Raw genomic sequence first — 24,480 nt, forward strand, 5'->3', positions numbered from 1 at the left:
GGGTCCGCCGGCCGGAGCGGTCACCGGCCCCGCTGCGGGCCGGTCTCCTCGGTGACCCGGGTACCGGGGTGCAGCAGCGCGCACAGGAACGCGACGGCGAGCGCCGCCGCCATGCCGTACAGCACGGGCCCGTTCGCCTCCGCGAAGTCCGCCCGGATCGCGTCCGTCATCGCGGCCCCGACACCGGCGGGGGACTGGCCGCCGGAGCCGTGGCCGGTGATGCCCGCGGTCACCGTGTCGGCGACCTGGTGCGCGGTGTCGGCCGGGACACCGTCGGCGACGAGGGTCTCCCGCACGTTCCTGGTGGTGGTGTGGAGCAGCACGGTGCCCAGCACGGCCAGCCCCAGGCTCGCGGAGTAGTTGCGCACGGTCTGGGTGATCCCGGTGACCTCGCCGTAGGACGCGTCGATCGAGCGGTTGACGGCGTCCGTCGACGCGGGCGTCAGCAGCAGCCCGATGCCCGCGCCCGCCAGCACGATGTACGGCCACTGCGCGCCGAGCGAGAGGTCGGTGATCTTCGAGGCCCACAGGGCGAACCCGACCGCGGACACCGCCGTGCCCAGCAGCATCGGCGGGCGCGCGCCGCGCCGGTCCAGCATCCGTCCGCCGATCTGCGAGCCGGGGGCGAAGCCGGCGAAGAACACCAGCAGGTAGAGGCCGGCCTCGTTGGGGGACTGGTCCAGCGCCACCTGGGCGTAGACCGAGGCGAAGAAGAACACCGGGACGAACGCGATCATGGCGAAGAACAGCACGGCGTTGTCGGCCGCGAAGGCGCGGTCGGCGAAGACCCGAAGCTTGATCAGCGGGTGTTCGGTGCGCAGCTCCAGCACGCAGAACACCACCAGCACCGCCAGCCCGCCGACGATGCAGAGCCAGGTCGCCCAGCTGCCCCACCCCCAGGTCGCCGCCTGCTGGAGCCCGAGCACGCTCAGCCCCATCCCGGCGGCCACCAGGAGCGCGCCGGTCCAGTCGACGGGCTCGCGGCGCGGGGTGTTGCGGATCCGGGCCAGCACGGTGAGCACGATCGCGATCACGGCCACCGGCACGTTCACCCAGAAGATCGCCCGCCAGGTCCAGGAGGTCAGCCAGCCGCCGAGCACCGGGCCGATCGCCGTGAGGCCGCCCGCGACCCCGAAGAACAGCGCCAGCGCCCGGCCGCGCCGCTCCAGGGGGAACACCTCGACCACCACCGCGAGCGCCGCCGGGAACATCAGCGCCGCGCCGAGTCCCTGGACCGCGCGGAAGCAGATCAACCAGGACTCCGCGGCGCCGCCGGACGGCACCGCGCCGCACAGTGCGGAGGCGATCACGAAGGTGAGGGTGCCGATCAGCATCATCCGCTTGTGGCCGAGGACGTCGGCGAGCCGGCCGCCGAGGGCGAAGAACGCCGCCAGGGAGAGCAGGTAGGCGTTGACCACCCACTGCATGCCGACGGCCGACAGGCCCAGCTCGCGGATGATGTCGGGTGCGGCGATCGAGACGATCGTCTGGTCGATGAAGGTCATCGAGACCGCGAACAGCATGGCCGCCAGCGCGAGCCGCCGGCTCGTCTCGGCGGGCACGGCCGATGCGGCGGGCGCGGGATCCGCCGGGGTGGGGTCGGGCCGCTGGCTTCCCATCCGTTCCGTCCTTCCGCCCTACGGGCCTTCCGGCGCTCGGGCCTGGTGGTGCGCGGGACCGGTCGTGGTGGCGGGGCGGGGGAGGATCCTTGTCGCTCCGGCCGTCACCGGTCGGGCCCGGGCTGCCGTCCGGGCCGAACACCGACCATGCCCGGGCGGCGCTCCGGTGGGGCGCTGCGCCGCGTTCCGGTGGCGGGGATGTCATCCGTGCGGCGGATCGGCCGTACGGTCACGCGCTCGGCCCCGCACCCCGGTTCCCGTCGCGGTCCGGGGCGGGAGCGGTGGCGGGGAGCGGGTGCGGGTCCAGGCGTGCGAGGTCGTGGGTCAGGCCTTCGAGCCAGGCGGCCACCTCGTACAGGAAGGGCGCGCCACCGGGCGGTGGCGGCGGTGGTGGCGGGGGAGGGGTGGCCGGGCCCGGTGCAGGTGTGCCCCGGCGGCGCCGGTCCGCGAGCCGTGCCGCCGCGGCCGTGTACGCGCCCGCCACGTGGTCACCGGACCGCAGCAGCCAGGCCCGCTCGGCCGCGTCCGGCCCGGGCCGGACCGGACGCTCCAGGAGCCGGGTGCTGCCGCGACGGGCGTGGTGGCCGGCGATCAGCGCGGCCTGCCAGTCGGGTCCGGGCAGGTCGGCCACGGGCCGGGGCTCGTCCTGGAACTGCGCGTACGCCGACTCCACGACCGGCAGGGCGTGCGTCACCGCCGCGGTCGGGTCCCGCGCCGTCCCCGGGGTCGCCCCGGGTGCCGGGAGCGTGGCCGTCGCCGGAGCCCCCGCGAGGGCCGCGGTGGTGGCCGTCACCGCCGCCGCGACCGCGTCGAGCAGCATCGCGGTGTCCCGTGGCAGGACCGTCCGCGCCCCGTGCGGCCAGGCGAGCAGGCCGCACAGCAGACCGATCAGGCTGCCGGTGAGGACGTCGAGCAGGCGGACCTCGGCGAGCTGCCAGGAGGCCGGGGCGAGCTGGCCGAAGATCGCGGCGACGACGACCGTGAACAGCGCCTGGGCCCACCCGACCCCGAGCAGCGGTCCGAGGAAGAACGTGATGGCCATCAGCGGTGGCAGGAGCACCGCGTACACGACGCCGTGGTGGCCGACGACGGCCAGCAGCGCCCCGGCGGCGGCCGCCCCGACCACCGTGCCGGTGAGGGCCAGCCGGATGGTCCGTCCGGTCTGGACGAAGGTCGTCCGGGTCAGGCTGAGCGCGGCGAGCATCGCCCAGAAGCCGTGCGGGAGGGAGACCGCGCCGGCGACCGCGCGCGCCACCGCCAGGGCGAGGCTGATCCGCAGCGCGTTCTGGAAGTACACCGACCGGGGGCCGGCGTGACCGGCGATCCGCCGCCAGTACAGCCTCCCGGTGCTCTGCCCGGCGTACGCGAACGCCGGTCCCCCCACCCACCCGGCGGTCACCGCGCTCCGGCCGCACACGGCCAGGCGGGCCGCCGTGGACAGGGCCACCGCGGCCTCGGCGGTCTCCGCGAGCGCGGCGCGGCGACGGGGCGCCGCGGCCGTGTCCGCGCCGTCCCGGCCGCGCGGGCCGCCCGCCCCGTCCGGGGCTCCCCCCGCGTCCGTCGCGTCGGGCGGTGTGCTCCGGAACGCGCGCAGCGACCGTTCCAGGCGCCGTGGGGCCGGCTCCTCGCCGGTGGCCAGGAGGTGTGACGACTGGGCGGCGCTGCGGGCGATCTCCGCCAGCAGTCCGGCCTCGGCCCTCGGCACGGACCCGGCGCCGGCCGGCGGCCGGGGTGCGGCCGTCAGCCGTGCGAGCAGCGCCCGGGCCGCCCAGCCGGCGTGGGCCTCCGCGCGGTCGCGCAGGCCGGGGCCGGCCGGGCGTTCCGCCGCGGGCACCCGCCGGGCGCGCAGCGACTCTCCGGCGGCGGTCGCGGCGCGGGCCGACGCACCGGAGAGCGGCCCGGGGTCCCGGGCCAGCGCTGCCGCGGTCCGGGCGGCGGTGGCGGCGGCGTCCGCGGTGAGCAGCCGGTAGGGCCGGGCCCGGGGCTCGGGCAGCAGCACCGCCTCGGCGGCGACGAGCAGCCCGAACCCGACCGCCGTCCCCACCAGGCGGGCCGGCAGCTCGTCCGGCGCGTACGGGGGGAAGCACGGGAGGATGTACATCAGCTGCAGCCCCGGGGCGGCGCCGGCGAGGCGCGGGCCGGCCACCGCGGCGAAGGCGAGGACGAAGCCGACCGCCAGCATGCCCGCCACGGCCGTCCAGGTGCGGCCCGCGAGGGCGGTGCCGGCGGCCACCAGCAGCCAGGCGACGGGCAGGACCCGGAGCAGGACGGCGGCCCGCTGGCGGCCGGTGCCGGGGATGCGGGAGAGCGCCGCCATCGCCACCGAGGAGAACAGGGCGTAGAGCGCCGCGACCGGCTCGTCGAGGCCGTACAGGCAGACGAGGAACCCGGTGGACGCGGCCAGCGTGACCCGCAGCGCCCGCCGACCGGCGAGCGCCGCCTCCCCGCCGCCGGTGCGCAACCCGTCGACGGCCCGGCGTACCGCCCGGAGCGGGCCACGGGGCGGCGGGGCGTCCTCGGACATCGGCTGCCTGCCCCTCGGATCGGCTGAGGCCCCCGTCCCTTCCATCCTGCCCACGGCCGGGGGAGGCTGCGAGCCCGCGGTCCCGGCGGTGGGGGCCTCGGGGCCGCCGTCGGTCCCGGAGCGGTCCCGTGTCCCGCCGCGCCGGCCCGCGGTGGCAGGATGCTTGCGTCCGGTGTCGTCCGGGTCAGGCCCGTGCGGGGCGCACGGCGGTCCCGGGAAGCGAAGGAGGCCCGATGGGCCGCAGGAACCACCACGTCGCCGTCCTCGTGCTGGAGGGCGCGAAGCCGTTGGACGTGGGCATCCCCGCGCAGGTCTTCTCCAGCCGGCCGAGCATGCCGTACACGGTGCGGGTCTGCGGCGCCGCCCCCGGGCTCGTGACCGGTGGGGACGGCCTCTCGTACCACGTGGCCGACGGTCTGGAGGCCGTGGCGGACGCGGACACCGTCTTCGTCCCCGGCTACCGGGACCCGGTGACCACGGAGCCGCCGCCGGCCGTCGTCGGGGCGCTGGTTGCGGCCCACGCGCGGGGCGCCCGGCTGGCGGCCATCTCGACCGGGGCGTTCGCGCTGGCGGCCACGGGCCTGCTCGACGGGAAGAAGGCGACGACCCACTGGCACTACACGAAGGCCCTGGCCGAGCGGCACCCGAGGGTGCGGGTGGACGAGAACGTGCTGTTCGTGGACGAGGGCGAGGTGCTGACGTCGGCGGGCGCGGCGTCCGGGATCGACCTGTGCCTGCACCTGGTGCGGCGCGACCACGGGGTCGGGCTCTCCAACCACGTGGCGAGGCGGCTGGTGGCCGCGCCCTACCGCAGCGGCGGGCAGGCGCAGTACGTACCGCGCAGCGTGCCCGAGCCCTTGGGCGACCTCTTCGCGAGCACCCGCGAGTGGGCGCTGGCCCACCTCGCCGAACCGCTGACGCTCGAAGCGCTCGCCCGCAACGCGCGGGTGTCGGCGCGCACCTTCTCCCGGCGCTTCGTGGAGGACACCGGCTACACGCCGATGCAGTGGGTGCTGCGGGCCCGCCTCGACGTGGCCCGCGAGCTGCTCGAACGCACGGACCTGGGGGTGGAGCAGATCGCGGACCGGGTCGGGCTGGGCACGGGCGCGAACCTGCGCCTGCACTTCCACCGGGTCCTCGGCACCTCGCCCACCGAGTACCGCCACACCTTCGCGGCCCGCGACGCCTGAGAGCGGTCTCCGGAAGCGATTCCGGCCGCGTTTCCGGCGGCGGAGAGGCGGCGGAGAGGCGGCGGAGCGGGGGTGGCGGGATCCTTGCGCCCGGTGGCGCTGATCGTGGCGAGATCCTTGCGTACCGTGTCGATCAGGCCCCTGTCCGGCCGGGTCCCCGGATCCGATCATGGAGGAGCAACGAAACGACAAGGGAGCCGCAATGACCCGCATCGCCATCAACGGTTTCGGCCGCATCGGACGCAACAGCCTCCGCGCGCTGCTGGGGCGCGGCAGCGACCTCGAAGTGGTCGCCGTCAACGACCTCACCGCGCCCGACTCGCTCGCCCACCTGCTCAAGTACGACAGCGCGCTCGGCCGCTTCGACCGCTCGGTCGCGGTCGACGGGAACGACCTCGTGGTCGACGGCCGCCGTATCAAGGTGCTCGCCGAGCGCGACCCCGCCGCCCTGCCGTGGGCCGAGCTCGGCGTCGACATCGTGCTCGAAGCCACCGGCCGGTTCACCGCGGCCGACGCCGCCCGCGCGCACATCGAGGCCGGCGCCCGGCGGGTCCTGGTGAGCGCGCCGTCCGACGGCGCCGACGTCACGCTCGCCTACGGCGTGAACACCGACGCCTACGACCCGGCCTCGCACGTGATCGTCTCCAACGCCTCGTGCACCACCAACGCCCTGGCCCCGCTGGCGCAGGTGCTGGACGACTTGGCCGGCATCGAGCACGGCTTCATGACGACCGTGCACGCCTACACGCAGGAGCAGAACCTCCAGGACGGCCCGCACCGCGACCTGCGGCGCGCCCGCGCCGCCGGCGTGAACATCGTGCCCACCACCACCGGCGCCGCCAAGGCCATCGGCCTGGTCCTGCCGAACCTCGACGGCAAGCTGTCGGGCGACTCGATCCGCGTGCCGGTCCCGGTCGGCTCGATCGTCGAGCTGAACACGACGGTCGCGCGGGACGTGACCCTGGACGAGGTGCTCGCCGCCTACCGCACCGCCGCCGACGGCCGGCTCAAGGGCATCCTCGACTACGCGGACGAGCCGCTGGTCTCGGGCGACATCACCGGCGAGCCGGCGTCGGCGATCTTCGACGCGGCCCTCACCCGGGTCGACGGCAAGCACGTGAAGGTCGTCGCCTGGTACGACAACGAGTGGGGCTTCTCCAACCGCGTCGTCGACTCGCTCGAACTCCTCGCCCGCGCCTGAGTCCCCGCTCCGGCTCCCGCCGGGGCCCCTGCCTGAGCCTCGCGCTCGGGCCTGGGCCCGAGCCCCCGCCCGAGCCCCCGCCCGAGCGCCGTCACGGCGCTCGGGCGGGAGCCGTTCGGGGGACGTCCGGTGCGTGTCGCCCGGGCCCGTGCGGGGGGCCGCCCGGATAGTGGCCTGGTCCGTCCGGCACCGGGCCGGGCGCAGGAGGGGAGCGGACGCATGGCCGGAACGCCCGCGGAATCGAACGGCGGGTCCCCCCGGCGGTGGACCGCCCTGACCGGTATGTGCGTCGCGGCCGGCATGGTCTGGCTGTCGTTCGCGGACTTCGGAGTCGCCGTCCCGACGATCTCCGACGAGCTGTCGGTCTCGCTTCCCGCACTGCAGTGGGCCAACAACGCCTTCAGCCTCACCACCGGCGCCCTGGTGCTCGCGGCCGGGAAGCTGGGCGACGTGTTCGGCCGCAAGCGCGTCCTGGAGATCGGCCTGGTCCTGCTGGGCGTGTTCTCCCTGCTGGCCGCGTTCACGCCCGGGGTGGAGGGGATGATCGCCGGGCGGGCCGCGATGGGCGTCGGAGCGGCGCTGATCCTGCCCGCCACCCTGGCGCTGATCCCGCCGATGTTCCCCCTGAGCGAGCAGCCGCGCGCGTTCGGCGCCTGGATGGCGGTCGCCTGGGTCGGCCAGGCCGCCGGACCGGCCGTCGGCGGGGTGCTGACGGGACTTCTCGGCTGGCGCTCGACCTTCTGGATCAACGCTCCGCTGGCGGTGGTCGCCTGGTGGCTCGTGCGCCGGTCGGCCGAGGAGTCGACCGACCCGAACGCCGGCCGGCACATCGACCTGGTCGGCCTGGTGATCAGCGCCGCGGCGGCGTTCTGCCTGCTCTACGGGTGCACCGCCGGCCAGGAGGACGGCTTCGACGACCCGGTGATCATCGGCCTGCTGGTCGGGTCGGTCGTCCTGGCGGCGCTGTTCGTGCTGGTCGAGCGGCGGGTCCGGGACCCGTTGCTCGACCTCCGGCTGTTCTCGTCGCGGCCGTTCTGCGGGGCGCTGGTGGCCAACTCCGTGATGAACATCGTCTTCGCCGGTGTCAGTTTCCTGCTCACCCTCTACCTCCAGGAGGTCCGCGGGTACGGCCCCGTCGCGGCCGGCCTGTTGCTGCTGCCGTCCACGGTCACCATCCTGCTGTTCAACCCCTTCGGCGGCCGGGTGTCGGCGCGGCGCGGGGCGCGGCTCCCGGTGGTCCTCGGCCTGCTCCTGCTGGGTGCCGGCACCCTGGTGGCGGCCGTCCTCGGCCACTCCTACCACTACGCGGTCCTGGTCGCCGGGCTGCTGGTGCTCGGCGCGGGTCTGGGGCTGATGTCGATCCCGCTGTCGGACACCGCGGTGGCCGGTCCGCCGGAGGAACTGGCCGGGACCGCCTCCGGGATGTTCAAGGTCACCAGCATGCTGGGCGGCGCCTTCGGTGTCGCCGCGACGGTGGCGGTCCAGCAGGCGGTGGAGACCGACCAGGCGATCAGCCGGGCGCGGGCGGCGGGGCTCTCCGAGTCCGACGCCCAGCAGCTGGGGAACGCCGTCACGGACTCCAAGCTCGCCTCCCAGATCCTCGCCTCGGTCGACCAGGCCACGGCACAGGCGATCACCGCGGCCTTCCGCGAGGTCCAGGCGGTCGGTACCGGCCGGGCGATCGGCCTGTCCGGGCTGCTCGCGATCCTCGCGGCCGTGGTCCTGCCGTTGCTGTGGCGGCAGCGGCCCTCCCGCCGGGCGCCCGACCCGCAGCGCTGAACGCCGGGGCGAAAGGCAGGGCCCCGGGGTGGACGGCTTTACGGACGCTCGCCCTCCGCTCATCTGACGGAAGCTCAAAAACCGTACAGTACGGGACAATTGTCGGCTCTTATGTCACGTTCGGCCCGGCAATTTCCCGATGTCCCTTGATCGGGCAACTGTACGATGGCTACCGTCAACCTCCGTGAAATCGTTAGCACCTAGAGCCTCTTTGGCAACTGATGCATCATCAGGCCGCCTTGACGTGCCGGTTCTCGGCGCGAGCGGGAGTCCGGTACCGCTGCACGTGGACGAGGACGACCCCTGTTTCTTCGATCATCCGCTCGACCACGTCCCCGGCATGCTGCTGGTGGCGGCCCTGCTCGACCTGATCCGCGCCCGGATGCGGGAACAGGCGGACGCGGGCTTCGGACGGCTCCGGATCTCGCTGAGCTTCGACCGGATCTGCGAACGCGACCGGCCGGTGCTGCTGCACTGCGACCCGGTCCCGGCCGACGACGGACCGGCCTGGCGGCTGCTGGCCGACCAGGACGGCGAGACCGTCTGCCAGGCGGTCGTCGGCCTCGGCCGGACCGCGGCACCCACCGGGCGGCGCACCGCCACGGGCACTGCCGGGCCGGACGGTGACCTCCCCGCCGACGCCGCCCTGGTGCACCGGCGCCTGCCGGAGAACATCCTGCTGGGCACGGCCGTGCGCACCGAGCGGGCCGCCGTCCTCGTGCCGTCCGACGGGCACCGGCTGCAGGGGGACGCCGAGGGCCTGCACACCCCGGACGCGCTGATCGAGTCCGCCCGCCAGATGGCCACCATGCTCGGGCACACGGCGCACGGACGCGATCCGGACGCCCAGATGCTCTGGCTCAGCCTCGAAGCCGACGTGCCGACCGACCTCCCGACGTCCGTCCCGCTGGCGCTGCACTGGGAGTTCACCCCCGCCCGGGGCGCGCGGGCCGCCTACCCGATGGTGCTGGTCGACGCGGAGAGCGGCGAGCCGCACGGCCGGATCGAGATCGTCGTCCACTCCCTCGACCGAGCCCGCTACGAGAGGCGGAGGGCCGCCAAGTGAGTACCGCGAAGTCCGTTGCCGGACACGGCCCTTCCCTGGCCGTCCAGGCACCCCGTCTGCTCTTCCTCTGCGCGGTGGCCGCGGTCGGCACCGGCGCGGTGGTCCACCTGCGCCACCTCGACCGCACGGTGGACCTGGTCGCCGGCCTCCTCGCCGTCTGCTACCTCGCGTGGCTCGCGGTCGAGATCCCCGTGACGTTCCGCAGGTCCGCGGCCCCGCCCAGCGAGTCGGCCACCCTGCTGCTCTACGCCGCGGCCCGGATCGCCACCGCCGGCACCGCCGTGCTGGGCCCCGTGCCGTGGGACGGCTGGTCGTGGGCGCTGCTCGTGCCGGCCCTCGTCTTCGTCGGCGGCGTCACCCTGCGACAGGTGGCGATCCACACGCTCGGCCGCTTCTACTCGCACCACGTGATGCGCCAGCAGGACCACCAGATCGTCACCTACGGCCTGTACCGGTTCATCCGGCACCCCGCGTACGCGGGGATGCTGCTGGCGCACGTCGGGTTCGTCGGCTTCTTCCTGAACCCGGCGAGCGCCGTCCTGCTGGTCGCGCTCGCCGCCGCGATCACCTGGCGGATCCGCACCGAGGAACGGATGCTCATGAACATCCCCGGCTACGGCGCCTACGCGGCCGGCCACGCCCGACTGGTCCCGGGGCTCTGGTGACCGCGCCCACGGAGGTGCGGGAGGGCCGGCTGCTGCTGACGCCCGACGAGCTGCTCACCACGACCCGGACCGTCCGCCGGCGGCTGGACCTGTCACGCCCGCTCGACCTCGCGGTCGTCAAGGAGTGCCTGGAGATCGCCCTCCAGGCACCGAACGGCGGCAACACCCAGCACTGGCACTGGCTGGTCGTCACCGACCCGGACCTGCGGAGGCGGATCGCCGCCGTCTACCGCCGGGTGTTCGACGCCCGCTACCCGTCCGGCGAACGCCCCCCGGCCACCCCGGAGGAGGAGGCCACCGCGCGCATGGTGGCCAGCGGCCGTCACCTGGCCGTACACCTGCACGAGGTGCCGGTGCTGGTGATCCCGTGCCTGCGGCTGCGAGGCGGGCGCCTTCCGGCCGGCAGCCAGGCCGGTCTGTGGGGATCCCTGCTGCCGGCGGCCTGGAGCTACATGCTCGCCGCCCGGTCCCGCGGGCTGGGCACCGCGTGGACCACCGTGCACCTGGACGCCGAGCAGGAGGTCGCCGCCCTCCTCGGACTCCCCGACGACGTGCGCCAGGGTGCCCTGATCCCGACCGCGCACGTCCTCGGGGAGGGCTTCCGGCCGGCTGCGCGCCGGCCCGTGGAGAGTGTGCTGCATCTGGACGGCTGGGCCGGTCGAGCGTGGGGCGGTGGATCCGATGACTGACCTCGTGGTCACGGCGGAGGCCGGCGACGTCCTCGCCGACGCCGCCGCGGTGGGGAACAAGTTCGCCCGTCAGGAGCTGCTGCGCCGGGCGGGCTTCCGGGTGCCGGAGTTCTTCTGCCTGTCCGCCACGGCCTTCGACCGGGCGCTCGACGAAGTCCGGCCGCTCCTTCCGGACCTGCCGCCGGACACCGGCGACGAGTCCGCGGTCGTCGACTGGTGCGCGGCCGCCCACAAGGCCCTGACCGACCTGAGCGTCCCGCCGGCCCTGGCCGAGCGGATCCGGGCGGAGTTCACCTCCCTGGTCGGCGCCGACGGCCTGGTCGCGGTCCGCGCCTGCGTGGTCCCGGTCGCCGGCTCCGGGGGCGCCGGGGCCGGCGCGGGCGGCACCACGGACGACGCCGTCGGGGAGGACAGCGCCGTCGACCCGTTCGCCGGGATGAGCGACAGCTTCCTTTACGTCGACCTGGCCGGGCTCGCCGACGCCGCCGTCCGCTGCTGGGCGTCCGCCTTCAACCCGCAGGCCGTGCGCTACCGCGCGTTCCGGGGACTCGACCCGACGCGCGCCCGCGTCGCGGTCGGCGTCCAGCGGATGGTGCTCGGCACCCGCTCGTTCGTCGCGTTCACCCGCGACCCCCGGGACGGCTCCCGTCGCCACCTGATCGCGGCCGCGCACGGCATCGGCGAGGGCGTCGTCCAGGAGAAGGCCGACATCGACCACTTCTTCCACGACCCCGCCACCGGCCGGGTGACCGCGCAGACCGTGCACAAGCGCTGGTCGATGGGCCTGCCGGAGGACGCCGTCGCCGGAGCGCCGGTCCTGCTGGCGGTGCCCGCGGACCTGGCCGACCCGCCGGTCCTCGACGACGCGGAGGCCCGCACGGTGGCCGAACTGGCCGCCCGGGTGGAGGAACTGTTCGGCACCCCCCAGGACATCGAGGGCGCCATCACCCCCGACGGCGTCATCCACCTGGTGCAGGCCCGGCCGCTGGTGACCGCCCCCGCGGCGGGCGCGCCCGCCGCGCCGGACGGCGCCGGACCCACCGTGTACTGGGGCAACCACAACATCACGGAGAGCTTCCCCGGGGTGTCGGGCGCGCTCACCTACTCCCAGTCGCGCGAGTTCTACCGCCGGTCCTTCGGCGACCTCTACCGGCGGATGGGCGTTCCCGCACGGCTCCTGCGGGAGAACGCGCACCGGCTCACCCGGATGGTCGGCTACCTGGAGGGCCAGGTCTACTACCGGCTCGACGACTGGCACGAACTGCACGGCCAGATGCCGATGTTCGACATCGTGCGCGGCCTCTGGGAGCAGGGCATGGGCATCACGGGCCCGGCCCGCGGCACCCGCCGCCGGTCGCGGGCCCGGGTGGTGGGTTCGGTGCCGGGCCTGCTGTGGCGCACCGCCGCCCACCCGTGGGAGGTGAGCCGCTTCCTCCACTGGTGGGACCGGCAGATGACGGAGGCGAACGCCGTCGGTGACACCCCCGAGGAGCTGATCGCCCTCTACCGGCGGATCTGGGACCGGGCCGAGCGCAAGTGGGGCGTCACCCTGGTCAACGCGCTCATCGCCCTGCTCGTCCTGCGCTCCGGCACCGCCCTGCTGCGCCGGTGGACCGGCCTCGGGCCGCAGGCGTTCGTAGCACTGCTGGTCGGCGGCAAGGAGAACCGGTCGCTGGAGGCCGTCCGCGCGGCCATGGCCCTGGGCGAGCTCGTGGGCACGATTCCCGAGCTGCGCCGCGCCGTCGTCGAGAACGACGACCCGCGGCAGGTGTGGACGGACCTGACCGCCGGCCGCTACGGCGAGCCCGTCGCCGACGCCGCCCGGTCGTACGTCGCGCGCTACGGCGACCGCGCCCTGCACGACCTCAAGCTGGAGGAGCCCACCCCCCGCCAGCACCCGTGGGCCGTCGTGCCGCTGATACGCCCGCTGGTCCGCCAGGGGGCGACCGTCGCCGCCAACCGGGCGGAGGAACGGGCCGCCGCCGAGCGGGCCCGCGCGAACCTGCGGGAGGTCTGCCCCCGTCCGGTGCGCCGCGCCGTGCTCCTGGCGCACGCGGCGGTGGCCCGGGACCTCGTGCGTATCCGTGAGGACACCCGGTTCTGCCGCACCCAGCTCTTCGGGATCTCGCGCGACGTGATGTGGCGCCTCGGCGCGGAACTCGCCCGCACCGGCGTGCTGGACGACCGGCTGGACGTGGCGGACCTGACGGTGGAGGAGGTCATCGGCGCCTTCGACGGCACCGGGACCGTCTCCGACCTGCGCGCCCTGGCGGCGCTGCGCCGGGCGGACCGCCTGCGCTGGACGGAGTCCGAGCAACGACCCAGCCTGCTGGGCGTGCCCGGCAACCTGCCGCTGGTCCGCGCACTCCCGTACGCCGCGCCCGTCCTGGGCGACGACGCCCGCGACGACCGGGTGCTGCGGGGGATCGGCTCCAGCGGGGGTGTGGTCCGGGGCCGCGCCACGGTGGTGCTCGACCCCGGCGCCGGTACGGACGTCGACGGCCGGATCCTGGTGGCCCGGGAGACCGACCCGGGCTGGCTGTTCCTGATGATGTCCGCCAAGGGCCTGGTGGTCGAACGCGGCACACTGCTGTCGCACACCGCGATCACCGGCCGCCTCCTCGGCGTCCCGACGGTGGTCGCCGTGCCGGAGGCCACCAGGGCGATCCCGGACGGTGCGTGGATCGAGATCGACGGGAGCGCCGGCACGGTCCGGCTGCTCCCCGACCCGGCGAACGCCGAGCCCGCCGAGCCCGCCGAGCCCGTTGAGAACACCGGGCCCGACGGGCCTGCCGAAGACGTGGCGAACGCCGATCATGCGACGGGCCCCGCGAACGCGGCGGGCGCCCGGAAGACCGAGGGGGCCGAGAACGATGACTGACCCGGTACGTTTCCCCTTCCCCCCGGAGGCCGGTGTCTGTCCGGCCGCCGAGTACCGCGAGCTCCTGGCCACCGGCGAGCCGTACCCGGTCAGGCTCTCCAGCGGCCGGCCGGCCCTCGTGATCACCCGTCACCAGGACGTCGCCGCCGTCCTCAACGACGACCGCTTCAGCCGGGCCCGCTACGTGGAACTCGCCCGCCCGCTCCTGGCCCGCAAGGCGGACTCGATCCTGCTCGCCACCGCCGACGCGCCGGACCACACCCGCCGCCGCCGCGCGATCCTGCCCGACTTCACCGCCCGGCGGGTCCGGCAACTACGGCCTCGACTGGAGGAGTTGGCCGAAGAGCTGCTGGACGGTCTGACCGCCGGCGCCGACCACGGCGAGGCGGACCTGGTCGACGGGTACACCGTGCCGTTCGCGATGCAGCTGATCTGCGAGCTCCTCGGCGTCCCGCGCGAGGACGGCGCCCGGCTGCGCCGCGAGGTGGACGTCCTCATGTCGACCTCCGGCCACACCCCGGAGGAGGTCGCCGCGACGCAGGCCCGGATGGACGCGTACTTCGAGGAGCTCGTCGCGGGGAAGCTGCGGGCCGTGGAACGCGGCGAACCGGCCGAGGACCTGCTGACCAGGATGGCGACCCGGCCCGAGGAGGATCCGGCCCTGCGGCTCTCGCCGAAGGAGATCGTGTCCCTCGGTTCGGGCATGCTGATGGCGGGCTACGAGACCACCGGCAACTCCTTCGCGATGTGCGTCCTGCTACTGCTCGGGCATCCCGGTCTCGCCGAACGGCTGCGGGCGGAGCCCGGGCGGATACCGGCCGTGATCGAGGAGATGCTCCGCTGGAGCTCGCTCAACAACACCGGCGGCGCGCCCCATCTGGTGACGCAGGACACGGAGTTCGGGGGCCGCCCGGTCCGGGCCGGTGAGATCGTGGTGCCGGTCACGGCCGCCGCCAACCGGGACCCGGCGAGGTTCAAGGACCCGGACACCTTCGACCCGGACCGGCCGGACGCCACCGGACACCTGGCGTTCGGCCACGGCCGGCACCTGTGCCCGGGGGCCGAACTCGCCCGCGCCGAGCTGCAGATCGGCATGGCCGCGCTGCTGCGCCGGTTCGAGGTGCTGGAACTCGCCGTGCCCGAGGCGGAGTTGAAGTGGCGCCGGACGATGTTCATCAACGGCGTCTGGGAGTTGCCCGTCCGTTGGTCGATCCGTCCGAGGCAGTCGGCGCGGCCGAAGCCGTCGAAGCCGTCGGGGCCGCCGGCGTGATCCGTCGTCTCGGCCTCTTCGTGCGGGGCAGCTTCCCCCTGCCGCTGTCGGTGGTGTTCGGCGCCCTCTGGGCGGTGGGGGTGACGGGGCTCTACGCCGCCGTCCACCCGCACGCCCAGCACTGGCGGCCGGGGTGGGGCACCGTCCTCGCGGCGGTCACCGTCGTCGTCGACCTGCTGCTGCTGCGGGCCGCCGACGATCTGCGGGACCTGCCGTACGACCGGCGGCACAATCCGGGCCGCCCGCTGGCGCGCGGCGCGGTGCTGCCCCGCGACCTGGTGGTGCTGCTGGGCGTGGGCGCGGCCGTCCTGCTGCTGCTCAACACGGGGAACCGGCCCGCGCAGCTGCTGCTCGCCGCGCAGTTCGGGTACCTCGTCCTGCTGGTGGGGGCGGAGCTGCGGTTCGGCTGGCCGCCCGGGGACGCGGTGGTGCTGAGCGTGCTGTTGAGCGCTCCGGTCCAGATCCTGCTCAACCTCTACCTGTACGCGGTCTTCCTCGGCGACACCGGTCTGTCCGCGGACCGGCACGTCCTGGCGGTGCTCGCCGTGGTGATGCTCGCGGCCACCCACCACGAGCTGGCCCGCAAGCTGGTCCGGGCCCCCGGGGAGCGGGAGCGCACCTACGTCCACGCCTTCGGGGTCCGGGCCACCACCGCGCTGGCGGTGGGGTTCGCGGTCGCCTCCGCGGTGGCCGCGCTGGCCGTCCTCCGTCCGTGGGAGGCGGGGGCCGGGGCGGCCTGGGGGTGGCTGGTGGTCCTTCCGGTGGCCGTCGTCCTCCGGGCGGCGTGGAGCTTCGTCCGGGGCGGGGCGCCGCGCTGGCCGCTGCGCGCGGTGGTCGGCTACCTGCCGGCCGCCTTCACCTGCTACCTGCTGATCGGCATGGGGGTCACGGCATGAGGACGGAGAACCTGTACATCGCGGGCCTGGGCACCTGGGTCCCGGGGTTCGAACCGGTGGCGGAAGCCGTCCGCGAGGGCCGGTACGACGGGGAGCGGGCGCGGGCCGAGGGCTGGACCGGCGTGGCGTTCGCCGGGGACGTGTCGGCGCCCGAACTCGCGGCCGGGGCGGGCGTGGAGGCCCTCAAGCGCTCGGGCCTCGACGCCGACCGGATCTCGCTGGTACTGCACGCCGGCACCTTCCACCAGGGACCCGACGGCTGGTACGCCGCGAACTACGTCCAGGACAAGGTGGTCGGCACCGCGGTGCCGGCGATCGGCCTGGACCAGGGCTGCACGGCGATGCTGGACGCGCTCCACCTCGCCCACGGCCACCTGGCGGTGGGTCCCGGCGGCGGCGCGGTGCTGGTGACGGCGGCCGACAACTTCGGTGCCCCGCTGGTCGACCGGTGGAAGTACGCGGACGGCTGGACCGCCGGCCGGGGCTCGGTGCTCGGTGACGCCGGCTGCGCGGCGGTCGTCTCCACCGAGGGCGGGCCGCTGCGGATCCGTTCGCTGGCGCTGTCGTCGCTCTCGAGGTGGGAGCACCTCTACCGGGGGGAGGACCCGGTGTTCCCGCCCAGGCCGGGCCTCACGGTCGAGACCTCCCTGGGGCGGCGGATGGCCGCCCACGCCGACCGGCTCGACCGGGACGGCGGCCACGACGCGGAGGGCGGGGCGCGCCGGGCCGTCGCCGGTGACCTGGTGCGGGCGCGGACGGCCCTGGCCCGGCAGGCGATGGAGGAGGCGGGCATCGGTCCGGCCGACGTCACCCGGGTCACCCACGTGTTCTCCGGTCACCCCCGCTATCTGGAGACCCTGCTGGAGCCGCTGGGGATCGACCCCGGCCGCGGCATGCTCGACCTCGGCCGTGCCCACGGTCACCTGGGGGCGGGCGACCAGTTCCTCTCCCTCGCCCACCTCGTGGAGACCGGCGCCGTGTCGCCGGGCGACCACGTCCTGATGATGGGCAACGGCGCGGGCATCTCCCTGGCCTGCTCGGTGATCGAGGTCCTGGAGGACCCGGGCTGGTGAGGTCGACACCGACCCGCCCCGCGCACCCGTCACGCCGCCGCGGCGTGACGGGTGCGCGCGTCACCGGTCCGGGGGGATGTGGGCGAGCATGCGTTCCATGCCGCCCACCCAGTTGGCCCTGAGCGCCTCGGTGGCGCCGGTGAGGTCGCCGTCGAGGAGTCTCCGGGCGATCTCGCAGTGCTCCTCGGCCTCGCGGGCGACCGGCTGGTCCTCGGCGACGACGAGGTTCTCGTAGCGGCGCATGCCGGCCTTGATGCGGGCCAGCAGGTCGAGCAGGCGCTCGTTGGGGCAGCCGCTCAGCAGGAGGCCGTGCCACTCGTCGTCGCGCCGGTCGACGGTCGCGTGGTCGGCGACGGGGTCGGGGAACTCCCGGGCCATCTCCAGGAGCCGGGGGGCGATGCCCCGCAGGTGCGCGGGGTCGGAGGACTCCAGTGCGAGGGACTCCAACGAGGCGACGATCGCGACGAGTTCACGGAACTCGGTACGGCTGACGGGCGCGAAGCGGAAGCCGCGGCCCTGGTTGCTCTCCAGGACCCCTTCGCCGGTGAGGGTGATCAGCGCCTCGCGCAGGGGGGTGCGGCTGACGCCCAGTTCGGCCGCCAGGACGGCCTCGTTGACGTCGGTGCCGGGGGCGAACTCGCCGCGGGTCAGACGGTCCATCAGCTCGTCGCGGATCTGTTCTCGCAGCGGGCGGCGCTCGATCGCCATCGGGTCCCCAATCCTCGGATTTCCACCATAGCCCTTGACCGGATGCAGAGTACTGCACTATGCATTCTGAATACAAAATGCGAACCGGGTGGACGGGAGGCGGCAGATGAGCCTGACGCGGGTGCCGGGGATGCTGTTCGGAGGTGACTACAACCCCGAACAGTGGCCCGAGGAGGTGTGGGAGCAGGACGTCCGGCTGATGGCCGAGGCCGGGGTGAACGTCGTGACCGTCGCGGTGTTCTCCTGGTCGCGGCTGGAGTCCGCGCCCGGGGTCTTCGACTTCGGCTGGCTGGACCGGGTCCTGGACCTGCTCCACGCCCACGGGATCGCGGTGGACCTGGCCACCGCGACGGCGACGCCGCCGCCCTGGCTGGTGCGGGAACACCCCGAGATGCAGCCCGTCGACGCGGGCGGGACCCGCCTGGGGTTCGGTTCCCGGCAGGGCTACTGCCCCTCCTCGCCGGTGTTCCGGGCGGGCACCGTGCGGCTGGCACGGGCGATGGCGGAGCGCTACGGGGAGCACCCGGCGCTGGTCATGTGGCACGTCGGCAACGAGTACGGCGACCACACGGTCGAGTGCTTCTGCGAGGAGTCGGCGCGGGACTTCCGGCGCTGGCTCGCCGACCGCCACGGGAGCCTGGAGGGCCTCAACACCGCCTGGGGGACGTCCTGCTGGGGCCAGCACTACACGGAGTGGACGCAGGTCGAACCGCCCCGGAAGGCACCCGGTCCGGTCAACCCGGCCCAGGTCCTGGACTGGCGGAGGTTCTCCGGCGACGCGCTGCTCGCCTGCTTCGAGGCCGAGCGCCGGGTGCTCAAGGACGTCACCCCGGACATCCCCGTGACGACGAACTTCATGAGCATCCTGCACCACCTCGACTACTGGACGTGGGCGGCGGCCGAGGACGTCGTCAGCGACGACGCCTACCCCGACCCCGCCGACCCGGCGTCCCACGTGAAGGCCGCACTCAGCTACGACCTGATGCGCTCGCTGAAGCGGCAGCCGTGGCTGCTCCTCGAATCGGCGCCCGGCGCGGTGAGCTGGCGGGAGGTGAACGTCCCCAAGGAGCCGGGCCTCATGCGCCTGCACAGCCTGCAGGCGGTCGCCCACGGTTCGGACGGGGTGATGTTCTTCCAGTGGCGCCAGGCCGCGTACGGGCCGGAGAAGTTCCACTCGGCGATGCTGCCGCACGGCGGGACGGACACCCGCCAGTGGCGCGAGACGCTCGAACTGGGGGCGGACGTGCGGCGGCTGGCCGAGGTCGCGGGGGCCACGACGTCGGCCGACGTCGCCCTCGTCCTGGACTGGGACAGCTGGTGGGGGCTGGAGGCGCCGGAGTCGCTGCCGTCGAACCGGCTCGCGCTGCACGCGCTCCTCCTCGCCTGGTACCGGCCGCTGCACGCCCGCGGCATCGCCGTCGACCTCTCGCCGCCCGGCCGGGACCTCTCCTCCTACAAGGTCGTCGTCGTCCCCAACCTCTACCTGTGCACCGCGGAGCAGGCCGCGAACCTCGCCTCCTTCCCGGGCCGGCTGGTCGTCGGCCCGTTCAGCGGGGTCGTCGACGCCGCCGACCAGGTCCACGAGGGCGGCGCGCCCGGGCCGCTGCGGGAGCTGCTGGGCGTGCGCGTCGAGGAGTTCTGGCCGATCCCCGACGGCCTGACCCAGCAGGTGGTGACGCCGGACGGCACCCGGCTGACGGCCCGGACCTGGAGCGAGTGGCTGACCGTCGACGACGCGCAGGTGGTCGCGCGCTACCGCGGCGGTCCGCTGGACGGGCGCGCGGCGGTCACCCGGCGCGGGCACGCCACCTACCTCGGCTGCCTGCCCGACGACCTGACCCCGGTGCTCGACGAGGTGCTCGCCGGCGCCGGCGTCACCGGCGTCACCGGGACGGACCTGCCCGCCGGCGTCGAGGCGTGCCGCCGCGGCGCGTACCTGTTCCTGCTCAACCACGGGGCCGCACCGGCCACCGTCACCCTGCCCGCCGCCGGGACCGACCTGCTGACCGGCCGTCCCCTGCACGGCCACGTGGTGCTCGCGCCCCGCGACGCCGTGGTCCTGAAGCCCGAGGAGATCTCGTGACCCATCCCTACATCCCCAACGCGGGGCCCGAGGCCCGGGCGGCGATGCTCGCCGAGATCGGTGCGTCGAGCGTCGCCGAGTTCTACGGCGACATCCCCGCCGACCTGCGGCCGGGCCGCCCCCTCGACCTGCCCGCCCCGTTCGCCGACGAGCCCGGCCTGGTGCGGCACATGCGCGGCCTGCTGGCCCGCAACACCGACACCACCGAGGTGCTGAGCTTCCTCGGGCACGGCTGCTACCCGCACCACGTCCCGGCGGTGTGCGACGAGGTGAACGGGCGCGGCGAGTTCCTGACCGCCTACGCGGGGGAGCCCTACGAGGACCACGGCCGGTTCCAGGCCCTCTTCGAGTACGTCTCGATGATGGCCGAGCTGCTCGACATGGACGTCGTCAACGTGCCCACCTACGACGGCTTCCAGGCGGCGGGGACGGCCCTGCGGATGGCCGCCCGCCACACGGGCCGCGGCCGGGTGCTCGTCAGCGGCGCGATCGCGCCGGACAAGCTCGCCAAGATCCGGGACTACCTGGCCCCGGACGTCGAGGTCGTGCTCGCCCCGGTGGCCGGCTCGGGGGAGGTGGGCGAGATCGACCTGGACGACACCTTCGCCGCGCTCTACCTGGAGACGCCCAACGTCTACGGCGTCATCGAGACGCGCGGGCGCGAACTGGCGGACCTCGCCCACGGCGCCGGCGCCCTCCTGGTCGTGGGGACGGACCCGATCGCGCTCGGCGTGCTCGCGCCCCCCGCGTCCTTCGGCGCGGACCTGGTCTGCGGGGACATCCAGTCGCTCGGCATGCACCAGCAGTACGGCGGCGGCCAGGCCGGGTTCATCGCGAGCCGGGACGACGAGCGCCTGGTCGCGGAGTTCCCCTCCCGCCTGTTCGGCATCGCCCCGACCGCCGTCCCCGGTGAGTACGGCTTCGGTGACGTCTTCTACGACCGGACCTCCTTCGCGCTGCGCGAGGAGGGCAAGGAGTGGGTCGGCACCGCGGCCGCCCTGTGGGGCATCACCGCCGGCGTCTACCTCTCGCTGATGGGCCCGCAGGGAATGCGCGAGATCGGCGAGACGATCCTGGCCCGGACCCGGTACGCGATGGGGGCCCTGGCCTCGGCCGGTGCCCGGGTCCGTCACCAGGAGGCCTTCCACTTCCGCGAGTTCGCCGTCGAGGTGCCGGACGCCGACGCGTTCCTCGCGGCGCTGCGCCGCCGGGACATCTTCGGCGGGGTGCGGCTCGGCTCCCGGGAGGTCCTGGTCTGCGTCACCGAGCGGCACTCGATCGCCGACATCGACACCCTCGCGGCGGCCGCCAAGGACGCCCTCTCAGCCATCGGAGGCACCAAGTGAGCTCGCACGGAGAGTCGTTCGCCACCCTGCCCGTCGCACCCAAGCCCGCGCTGCGCCGTTTCCACCAGGCCCGCTGGGACGAGGAGATCATCTTCGAGCTGTCCCGGCCCGGCCGGCGCGGGGTGGGCGTGCCCGCCCCGGACGCGCCGCCGGTCGAGCTGCCCGAGGGCGTCGGCCGCCGCACCCCGCCGGCGCTGCCCGAACTGTCGCAGAACCAGGTGGTCCGCCACTACCTGCGCCTGTCGCAGGAGACCCTCGGCGCCGACCTGAACATCGACGTCGGCCAGGGCACCTGCACGATGAAGTACAGCCCCAAGGTCAACGACACCTTCGTGCGGGATCCGAAGATCGCCGAACTGCACCCGCTGCAGCCCGAGGACTCCGTCCAGGGCGTGCTGGAGATCTACTGGCGGCTGGAGCAGATCCTCAAGGAGATCTCCGGCATGGCCCGGGTGTCGCTGCAGCCCGGCGCCGGTTCCGCGGCGATCTACGCCAACATCGCGATGATCCGCGCCTACCACGCCTCCCGGGGCGAGGGCGGCCAGCGCGACCAGGTCGTCACCACGATGTTCTCGCACCCCTCGAACGCGGCGTGTGCGAAGGTCGCCGGGTACGAGGTGATCACCCTGATGCCGGACGCCGCCGGCAACCCGGACATCGAGGCGCTGCGGGCGGCCGTGGGCCCGCGGACCGCGGCGCTGCTCATCACCAACCCGGAGGACACCGGGATCTTCAACCCGAGGATCCGCGAGTTCGTCGACCTCGTCCACGAGGCGGGCGGCCTGGCCTGCTACGACCAGGCGAACGCCAACGGCATCCTCGGGATCACCCGCGCCCGTGACGCCGGCTTCGACCTGTGCCACTTCAACCTGCACAAGACGTTCTCGACCCCGCACGCGTGCGGCGGGCCCGCGGCGGGGGCGTGCGGCGTCTCCGAGGCGCTGGCGCCGTTCCTGCCCGGACCGGTCGTCGAGCGCGCCGGGGCGTCGTACACGCTGGCCTCCCCCGAGCGGTCGGTGGGGAAGATCCGGCCGTTCCTCGGGGTCACGCCGAACGTGGTGCGCGCCTACGCGTGGGTGATGGCGCTCGGCGCGGACGGTCTGCGGGAGGTCGCGGAGACGGCCGTCCTCAACAACAACTACCTGATGCACAAGGTCCTGCGGATCCCCGGCGCCTCCGTCCCGTGGGCGGACCGGCGGCGGGTGGAGCAGGTCCGCTACTCCTGGCAGGACCTCACGGAGGAGACCGGGGTGCACTCCGAGGAGATCGGGATCCGCGCCGCCGACTTCGGCGTCCACTACTGGACCAGCCACCACCCGTACGTGGTCCCCGAGCCGTTCACCCTGGAACCGACGGAGTCCTACTCCCGCGAGGACCTGGACGAGTACGCCGCGATCCTCGCCCAGGTGGCCTCCGAGGCCCGGGAGGACCCCGAGTTCGTGAAGAACGCGCCGTACCACCAGACCGTCCACCGGATCGACCCCACCTCGCTGGACGATCCCGCGCAGTGGTCGCCGAGCTGGCGCGCCTACTGTCGCAAGCACCGCCGGTGATCGTCGGCCTGGTCGTGAACCCCGTGGCGGGACTCGGGGGTCCGGCCGCGCTCAAGGGCAGCGACGGCCCCGACGTCCAGGCCAGGGCGCTCGCCCTCGGCGCCGTCCCGCGTGCGGGGGAGCGGGCGGCCGCCGCGCTGGCGGCGCTCCACCGCCTGCGCCCGGACGTCCGGGTGCGCACCGTGGCGGGGGCCATGGGGGAGGACAGCGCGCGGGCGGCCGGCGTCCCCCACGAGGTCGTCCACCGCCCCCGGGCCGGTGCGGGGGCCGCCACCACGGCCGGCGGCGCGGTGACCGTGACGACCGGCGCGGCGGACACCCGGGCGGCGGTGGCGGTGCTCGGCGGGGCGGACCTGCTGCTGTTCGCGGGCGGGGACGGAACGGCGCGGGACGTGCTGGACGCCCGGCCCCGGGGGCCGGTGCTCGGCGTGCCGGCCGGGGTGAAGGTCTACTCCGGCTGCTTCGCGGTCAGCCCGTTCGCCGCCGCCGCGACCGCCGCCGCGTTCGACGGGACCACCTTGGACGCGGAGGTCGTCGACCTGGACGAGGAGGCGTACCGGTCGGGGCGGGTGGGCGCCCGGCTGTACGGGACCCTGCGGGTGCCCGCGGCCAGGACGCGGCTCAGCGGGCGCAAGAGCGGGTCGTCGGGGGCGCCGCCGGGATCGGCGGAGTCGATCGCGCGCGAGGTGGTGGCGTCGATGGTGCCCGGCGAGGCCTACGCGCTCGGCCCCGGGGCGACGACGCTCGCGGTGGGCCGCGCGCTGGGTCTGGACCTGACGCCGCTGGGGGTCGACGTGGTCCGGGACGGCGTCCTGCTCGCCCCCGACGTCACCGAGCGGACCTTGCACACCCTTGCCATGTCACAGGTGACACATGGCGTGCTGTCCGTGATCGGCGGGCAGGGGTTCGTGATCGGTCGCGGCAACCAGCAGTTCAGCCCCCGGGTGCTGGACCGGCTCGCCGGGATCGTCGTGCTCGCCACCCAGCAGAAGCTCGCCGCCCTCGGCGGCCGGCCGCTGCTCGTGGACAGCGGCGACGCCGCGGCCGACGCCGCGTTCGGCGGCCACACCCGGGTCGTCACCGGGTACCGCGAGTCCGTGATGTACCGCATCCAGTCAGCGAACGAGGAGCTATGAACACGTTGCAGAACAAGGTCGCCGTCGTCACCGGCGGAGCCTCCGGCATCGGCCGGGCCACCGCCCGGCTGTTCGCCGCCGAGGGAGCGGCGGTGGTCGTCGCCGACCTGGCGGACGCCTCCGCCGTGGTCCGCGAGATCGAGGCGGCCGGCGGGCGGGCCGTGTCGGTACGGGCCGACGTCTCCTCCGAGGTCGACTGCGAGCGGATCGTGAACATCGCCGTCGAGCGGTTCGGAGGGCTGCACGTCCTGTTCAACAACGCCGGGATCATCCGGCGCCAGACCGCGCTGGAGATCTCCGCCGACGACTGGGACCGGGTGATGGCCGTCAACGTCCGGTCGGTCTACCTGATGTGCCGCTTCGCGATCCCGGCGATGACGCAGGGCGGCTCGATCGTCAACACCGGTTCCGGCTGGGGGCTGAAGGGAGGCGGCAACGCCCTGTCCTACTGCGCCTCCAAGGCCGCGGTCGTCAACATGACGCGCGCCCTGGCGATCGACCACGCCGCCGCGGGGATCCGGGTCAACTCGGTCAACCCCGGCGACACCATGACGTCGATGCTCCGCGACGAGGCGCGTCAGCTGCAGGTGGAGTGGTCGGCCTTCGAGAAGGACGCCGCCGACCGGCCGATGGGCCGGGCCGGGTCGCCCGAGGAGATCGCGAGCGCCGTGCTGTTCCTCGCCGGCGACGCGAGCAGCTACATCACCGGGTCCGCCCTCGTCGTCGACGGCGGCGGCCTCGCCTGACCCCCCTGCTCCACCCCGCTCCACCACCCCCGTTCCACCTTTCCGTACCGCTCCG

General features: G+C 74.6%; 18 protein-coding genes. 15 read left to right on the top strand and 3 right to left on the bottom strand.

What is annotated here, in order from left to right:
* Positions 1–20: 20 nt before the first annotated feature.
* Together PUR56_RS29865 and PUR56_RS29870 are read right to left on the bottom strand one after the other, a co-directional pair.
* Positions 21–1,619, bottom strand: a complete 1,599-nt coding sequence (locus tag PUR56_RS29865) for an MFS transporter (protein ID WP_380520045.1) — start codon at positions 1,617–1,619, stop codon at positions 21–23.
* A 229-nt stretch (positions 1,620–1,848) separates the two neighbouring features.
* Positions 1,849–4,143, bottom strand: coding sequence for an FUSC family protein (locus tag PUR56_RS29870; protein WP_329951231.1), 2,295 nt, complete (start codon positions 4,141–4,143; stop codon positions 1,849–1,851).
* Between the two features lie 233 nt (positions 4,144–4,376).
* Between PUR56_RS29870 and PUR56_RS29875 the strand changes: the two genes are divergently transcribed.
* From PUR56_RS29875 to PUR56_RS29920, 10 genes are all read left to right on the top strand, one after another.
* Positions 4,377–5,333, top strand: coding sequence for a GlxA family transcriptional regulator (locus PUR56_RS29875; protein WP_329951232.1), 957 nt, complete (start codon positions 4,377–4,379; stop codon positions 5,331–5,333).
* A gap of 202 nt (positions 5,334–5,535) precedes the next feature.
* Entirely contained in the window at positions 5,536–6,534 is a 999-nt protein-coding gene (gap, locus tag PUR56_RS29880) for a type I glyceraldehyde-3-phosphate dehydrogenase (protein WP_329951233.1), read from the top strand.
* A gap of 219 nt (positions 6,535–6,753) precedes the next feature.
* The gene (locus tag PUR56_RS29885) at positions 6,754–8,313 is read left to right on the top strand and encodes an MFS transporter (protein ID WP_329951234.1); all 1,560 of its coding nucleotides are present in this window, start codon (positions 6,754–6,756) and stop codon (positions 8,311–8,313) included.
* 244 nt (positions 8,314–8,557) lie between these two features.
* A complete protein-coding gene (locus PUR56_RS29890) occupies positions 8,558–9,379 on the top strand; it encodes an AfsA-related hotdog domain-containing protein (RefSeq protein WP_329951235.1) in 822 nt (273 codons plus the stop codon).
* Positions 9,376–10,044, top strand: a complete 669-nt coding sequence (locus PUR56_RS29895) for a methyltransferase family protein (protein ID WP_329951236.1) — start codon at positions 9,376–9,378, stop codon at positions 10,042–10,044. The genes PUR56_RS29890 and PUR56_RS29895 overlap by 4 nt, the downstream gene beginning before the upstream one ends.
* Positions 10,041–10,733 carry a nitroreductase family protein gene (locus tag PUR56_RS29900; RefSeq protein ID WP_329951237.1) on the top strand — a complete coding sequence of 231 codons (693 nt, stop codon included), beginning with the start codon at positions 10,041–10,043 and terminating at the stop codon, positions 10,731–10,733. The genes PUR56_RS29895 and PUR56_RS29900 overlap by 4 nt, the downstream gene beginning before the upstream one ends.
* Entirely contained in the window at positions 10,726–13,614 is a 2,889-nt protein-coding gene (locus tag PUR56_RS29905) for a PEP/pyruvate-binding domain-containing protein (RefSeq protein WP_329951238.1), read from the top strand. Before PUR56_RS29900 ends, PUR56_RS29905 begins: the two co-directional genes overlap by 8 nt.
* Entirely contained in the window at positions 13,607–14,884 is a 1,278-nt protein-coding gene (locus PUR56_RS29910) for a cytochrome P450 (RefSeq protein ID WP_329951239.1), read from the top strand. Before PUR56_RS29905 ends, PUR56_RS29910 begins: the two co-directional genes overlap by 8 nt.
* A complete protein-coding gene (locus PUR56_RS29915; RefSeq protein WP_329951240.1) occupies positions 14,881–15,780 on the top strand; it encodes a hypothetical protein in 900 nt (299 codons plus the stop codon). The genes PUR56_RS29910 and PUR56_RS29915 overlap by 4 nt, the downstream gene beginning before the upstream one ends.
* Positions 15,777–16,853: a ketoacyl-ACP synthase III family protein gene (locus tag PUR56_RS29920; RefSeq protein ID WP_329951241.1), complete on the top strand. Its 1,077-nt coding sequence runs from the start codon at positions 15,777–15,779 to the stop codon at positions 16,851–16,853. The genes PUR56_RS29915 and PUR56_RS29920 overlap by 4 nt, the downstream gene beginning before the upstream one ends.
* A gap of 60 nt (positions 16,854–16,913) precedes the next feature.
* Here PUR56_RS29920 and PUR56_RS29925 read toward each other — a convergent pair whose 3' ends face one another.
* Positions 16,914–17,561, bottom strand: a complete 648-nt coding sequence (locus PUR56_RS29925) for a GntR family transcriptional regulator (protein ID WP_329951242.1) — start codon at positions 17,559–17,561, stop codon at positions 16,914–16,916.
* Positions 17,562–17,667: 106 nt separating this feature from the next.
* Here PUR56_RS29925 and PUR56_RS29930 point away from each other — a divergent pair, with 106 nt between their 5' ends.
* Genes PUR56_RS29930 through PUR56_RS29950 form a run of 5 tightly spaced genes read left to right on the top strand, consistent with a single transcriptional unit; the run spans position 17,668 to position 24,425 of the window.
* Positions 17,668–19,644, top strand: a complete 1,977-nt coding sequence (locus PUR56_RS29930; RefSeq protein ID WP_329951243.1) for a beta-galactosidase — start codon at positions 17,668–17,670, stop codon at positions 19,642–19,644.
* A complete protein-coding gene (gcvPA, locus tag PUR56_RS29935) occupies positions 19,641–20,990 on the top strand; it encodes an aminomethyl-transferring glycine dehydrogenase subunit GcvPA (protein ID WP_329876533.1) in 1,350 nt (449 codons plus the stop codon). The genes PUR56_RS29930 and gcvPA overlap by 4 nt, the downstream gene beginning before the upstream one ends.
* Positions 20,987–22,543, top strand: coding sequence for an aminomethyl-transferring glycine dehydrogenase subunit GcvPB (gene gcvPB, locus PUR56_RS29940; protein ID WP_329951244.1), 1,557 nt, complete (start codon positions 20,987–20,989; stop codon positions 22,541–22,543). Before gcvPA ends, gcvPB begins: the two co-directional genes overlap by 4 nt.
* A complete protein-coding gene (locus tag PUR56_RS29945; RefSeq protein WP_329951245.1) occupies positions 22,498–23,679 on the top strand; it encodes an ATP-NAD kinase family protein in 1,182 nt (393 codons plus the stop codon). The genes gcvPB and PUR56_RS29945 overlap by 46 nt, the downstream gene beginning before the upstream one ends.
* Complete coding sequence (locus tag PUR56_RS29950) at positions 23,676–24,425, top strand: SDR family NAD(P)-dependent oxidoreductase (protein ID WP_329876539.1); 750 nt, start codon at positions 23,676–23,678, stop codon at positions 24,423–24,425. The genes PUR56_RS29945 and PUR56_RS29950 overlap by 4 nt, the downstream gene beginning before the upstream one ends.
* Positions 24,426–24,480: the final 55 nt, after the last annotated feature.

Source organism: Streptomyces sp. BE303 (genome assembly GCF_036290945.1).
GTDB lineage: Bacteria > Actinomycetota > Actinomycetes > Streptomycetales > Streptomycetaceae > Kitasatospora.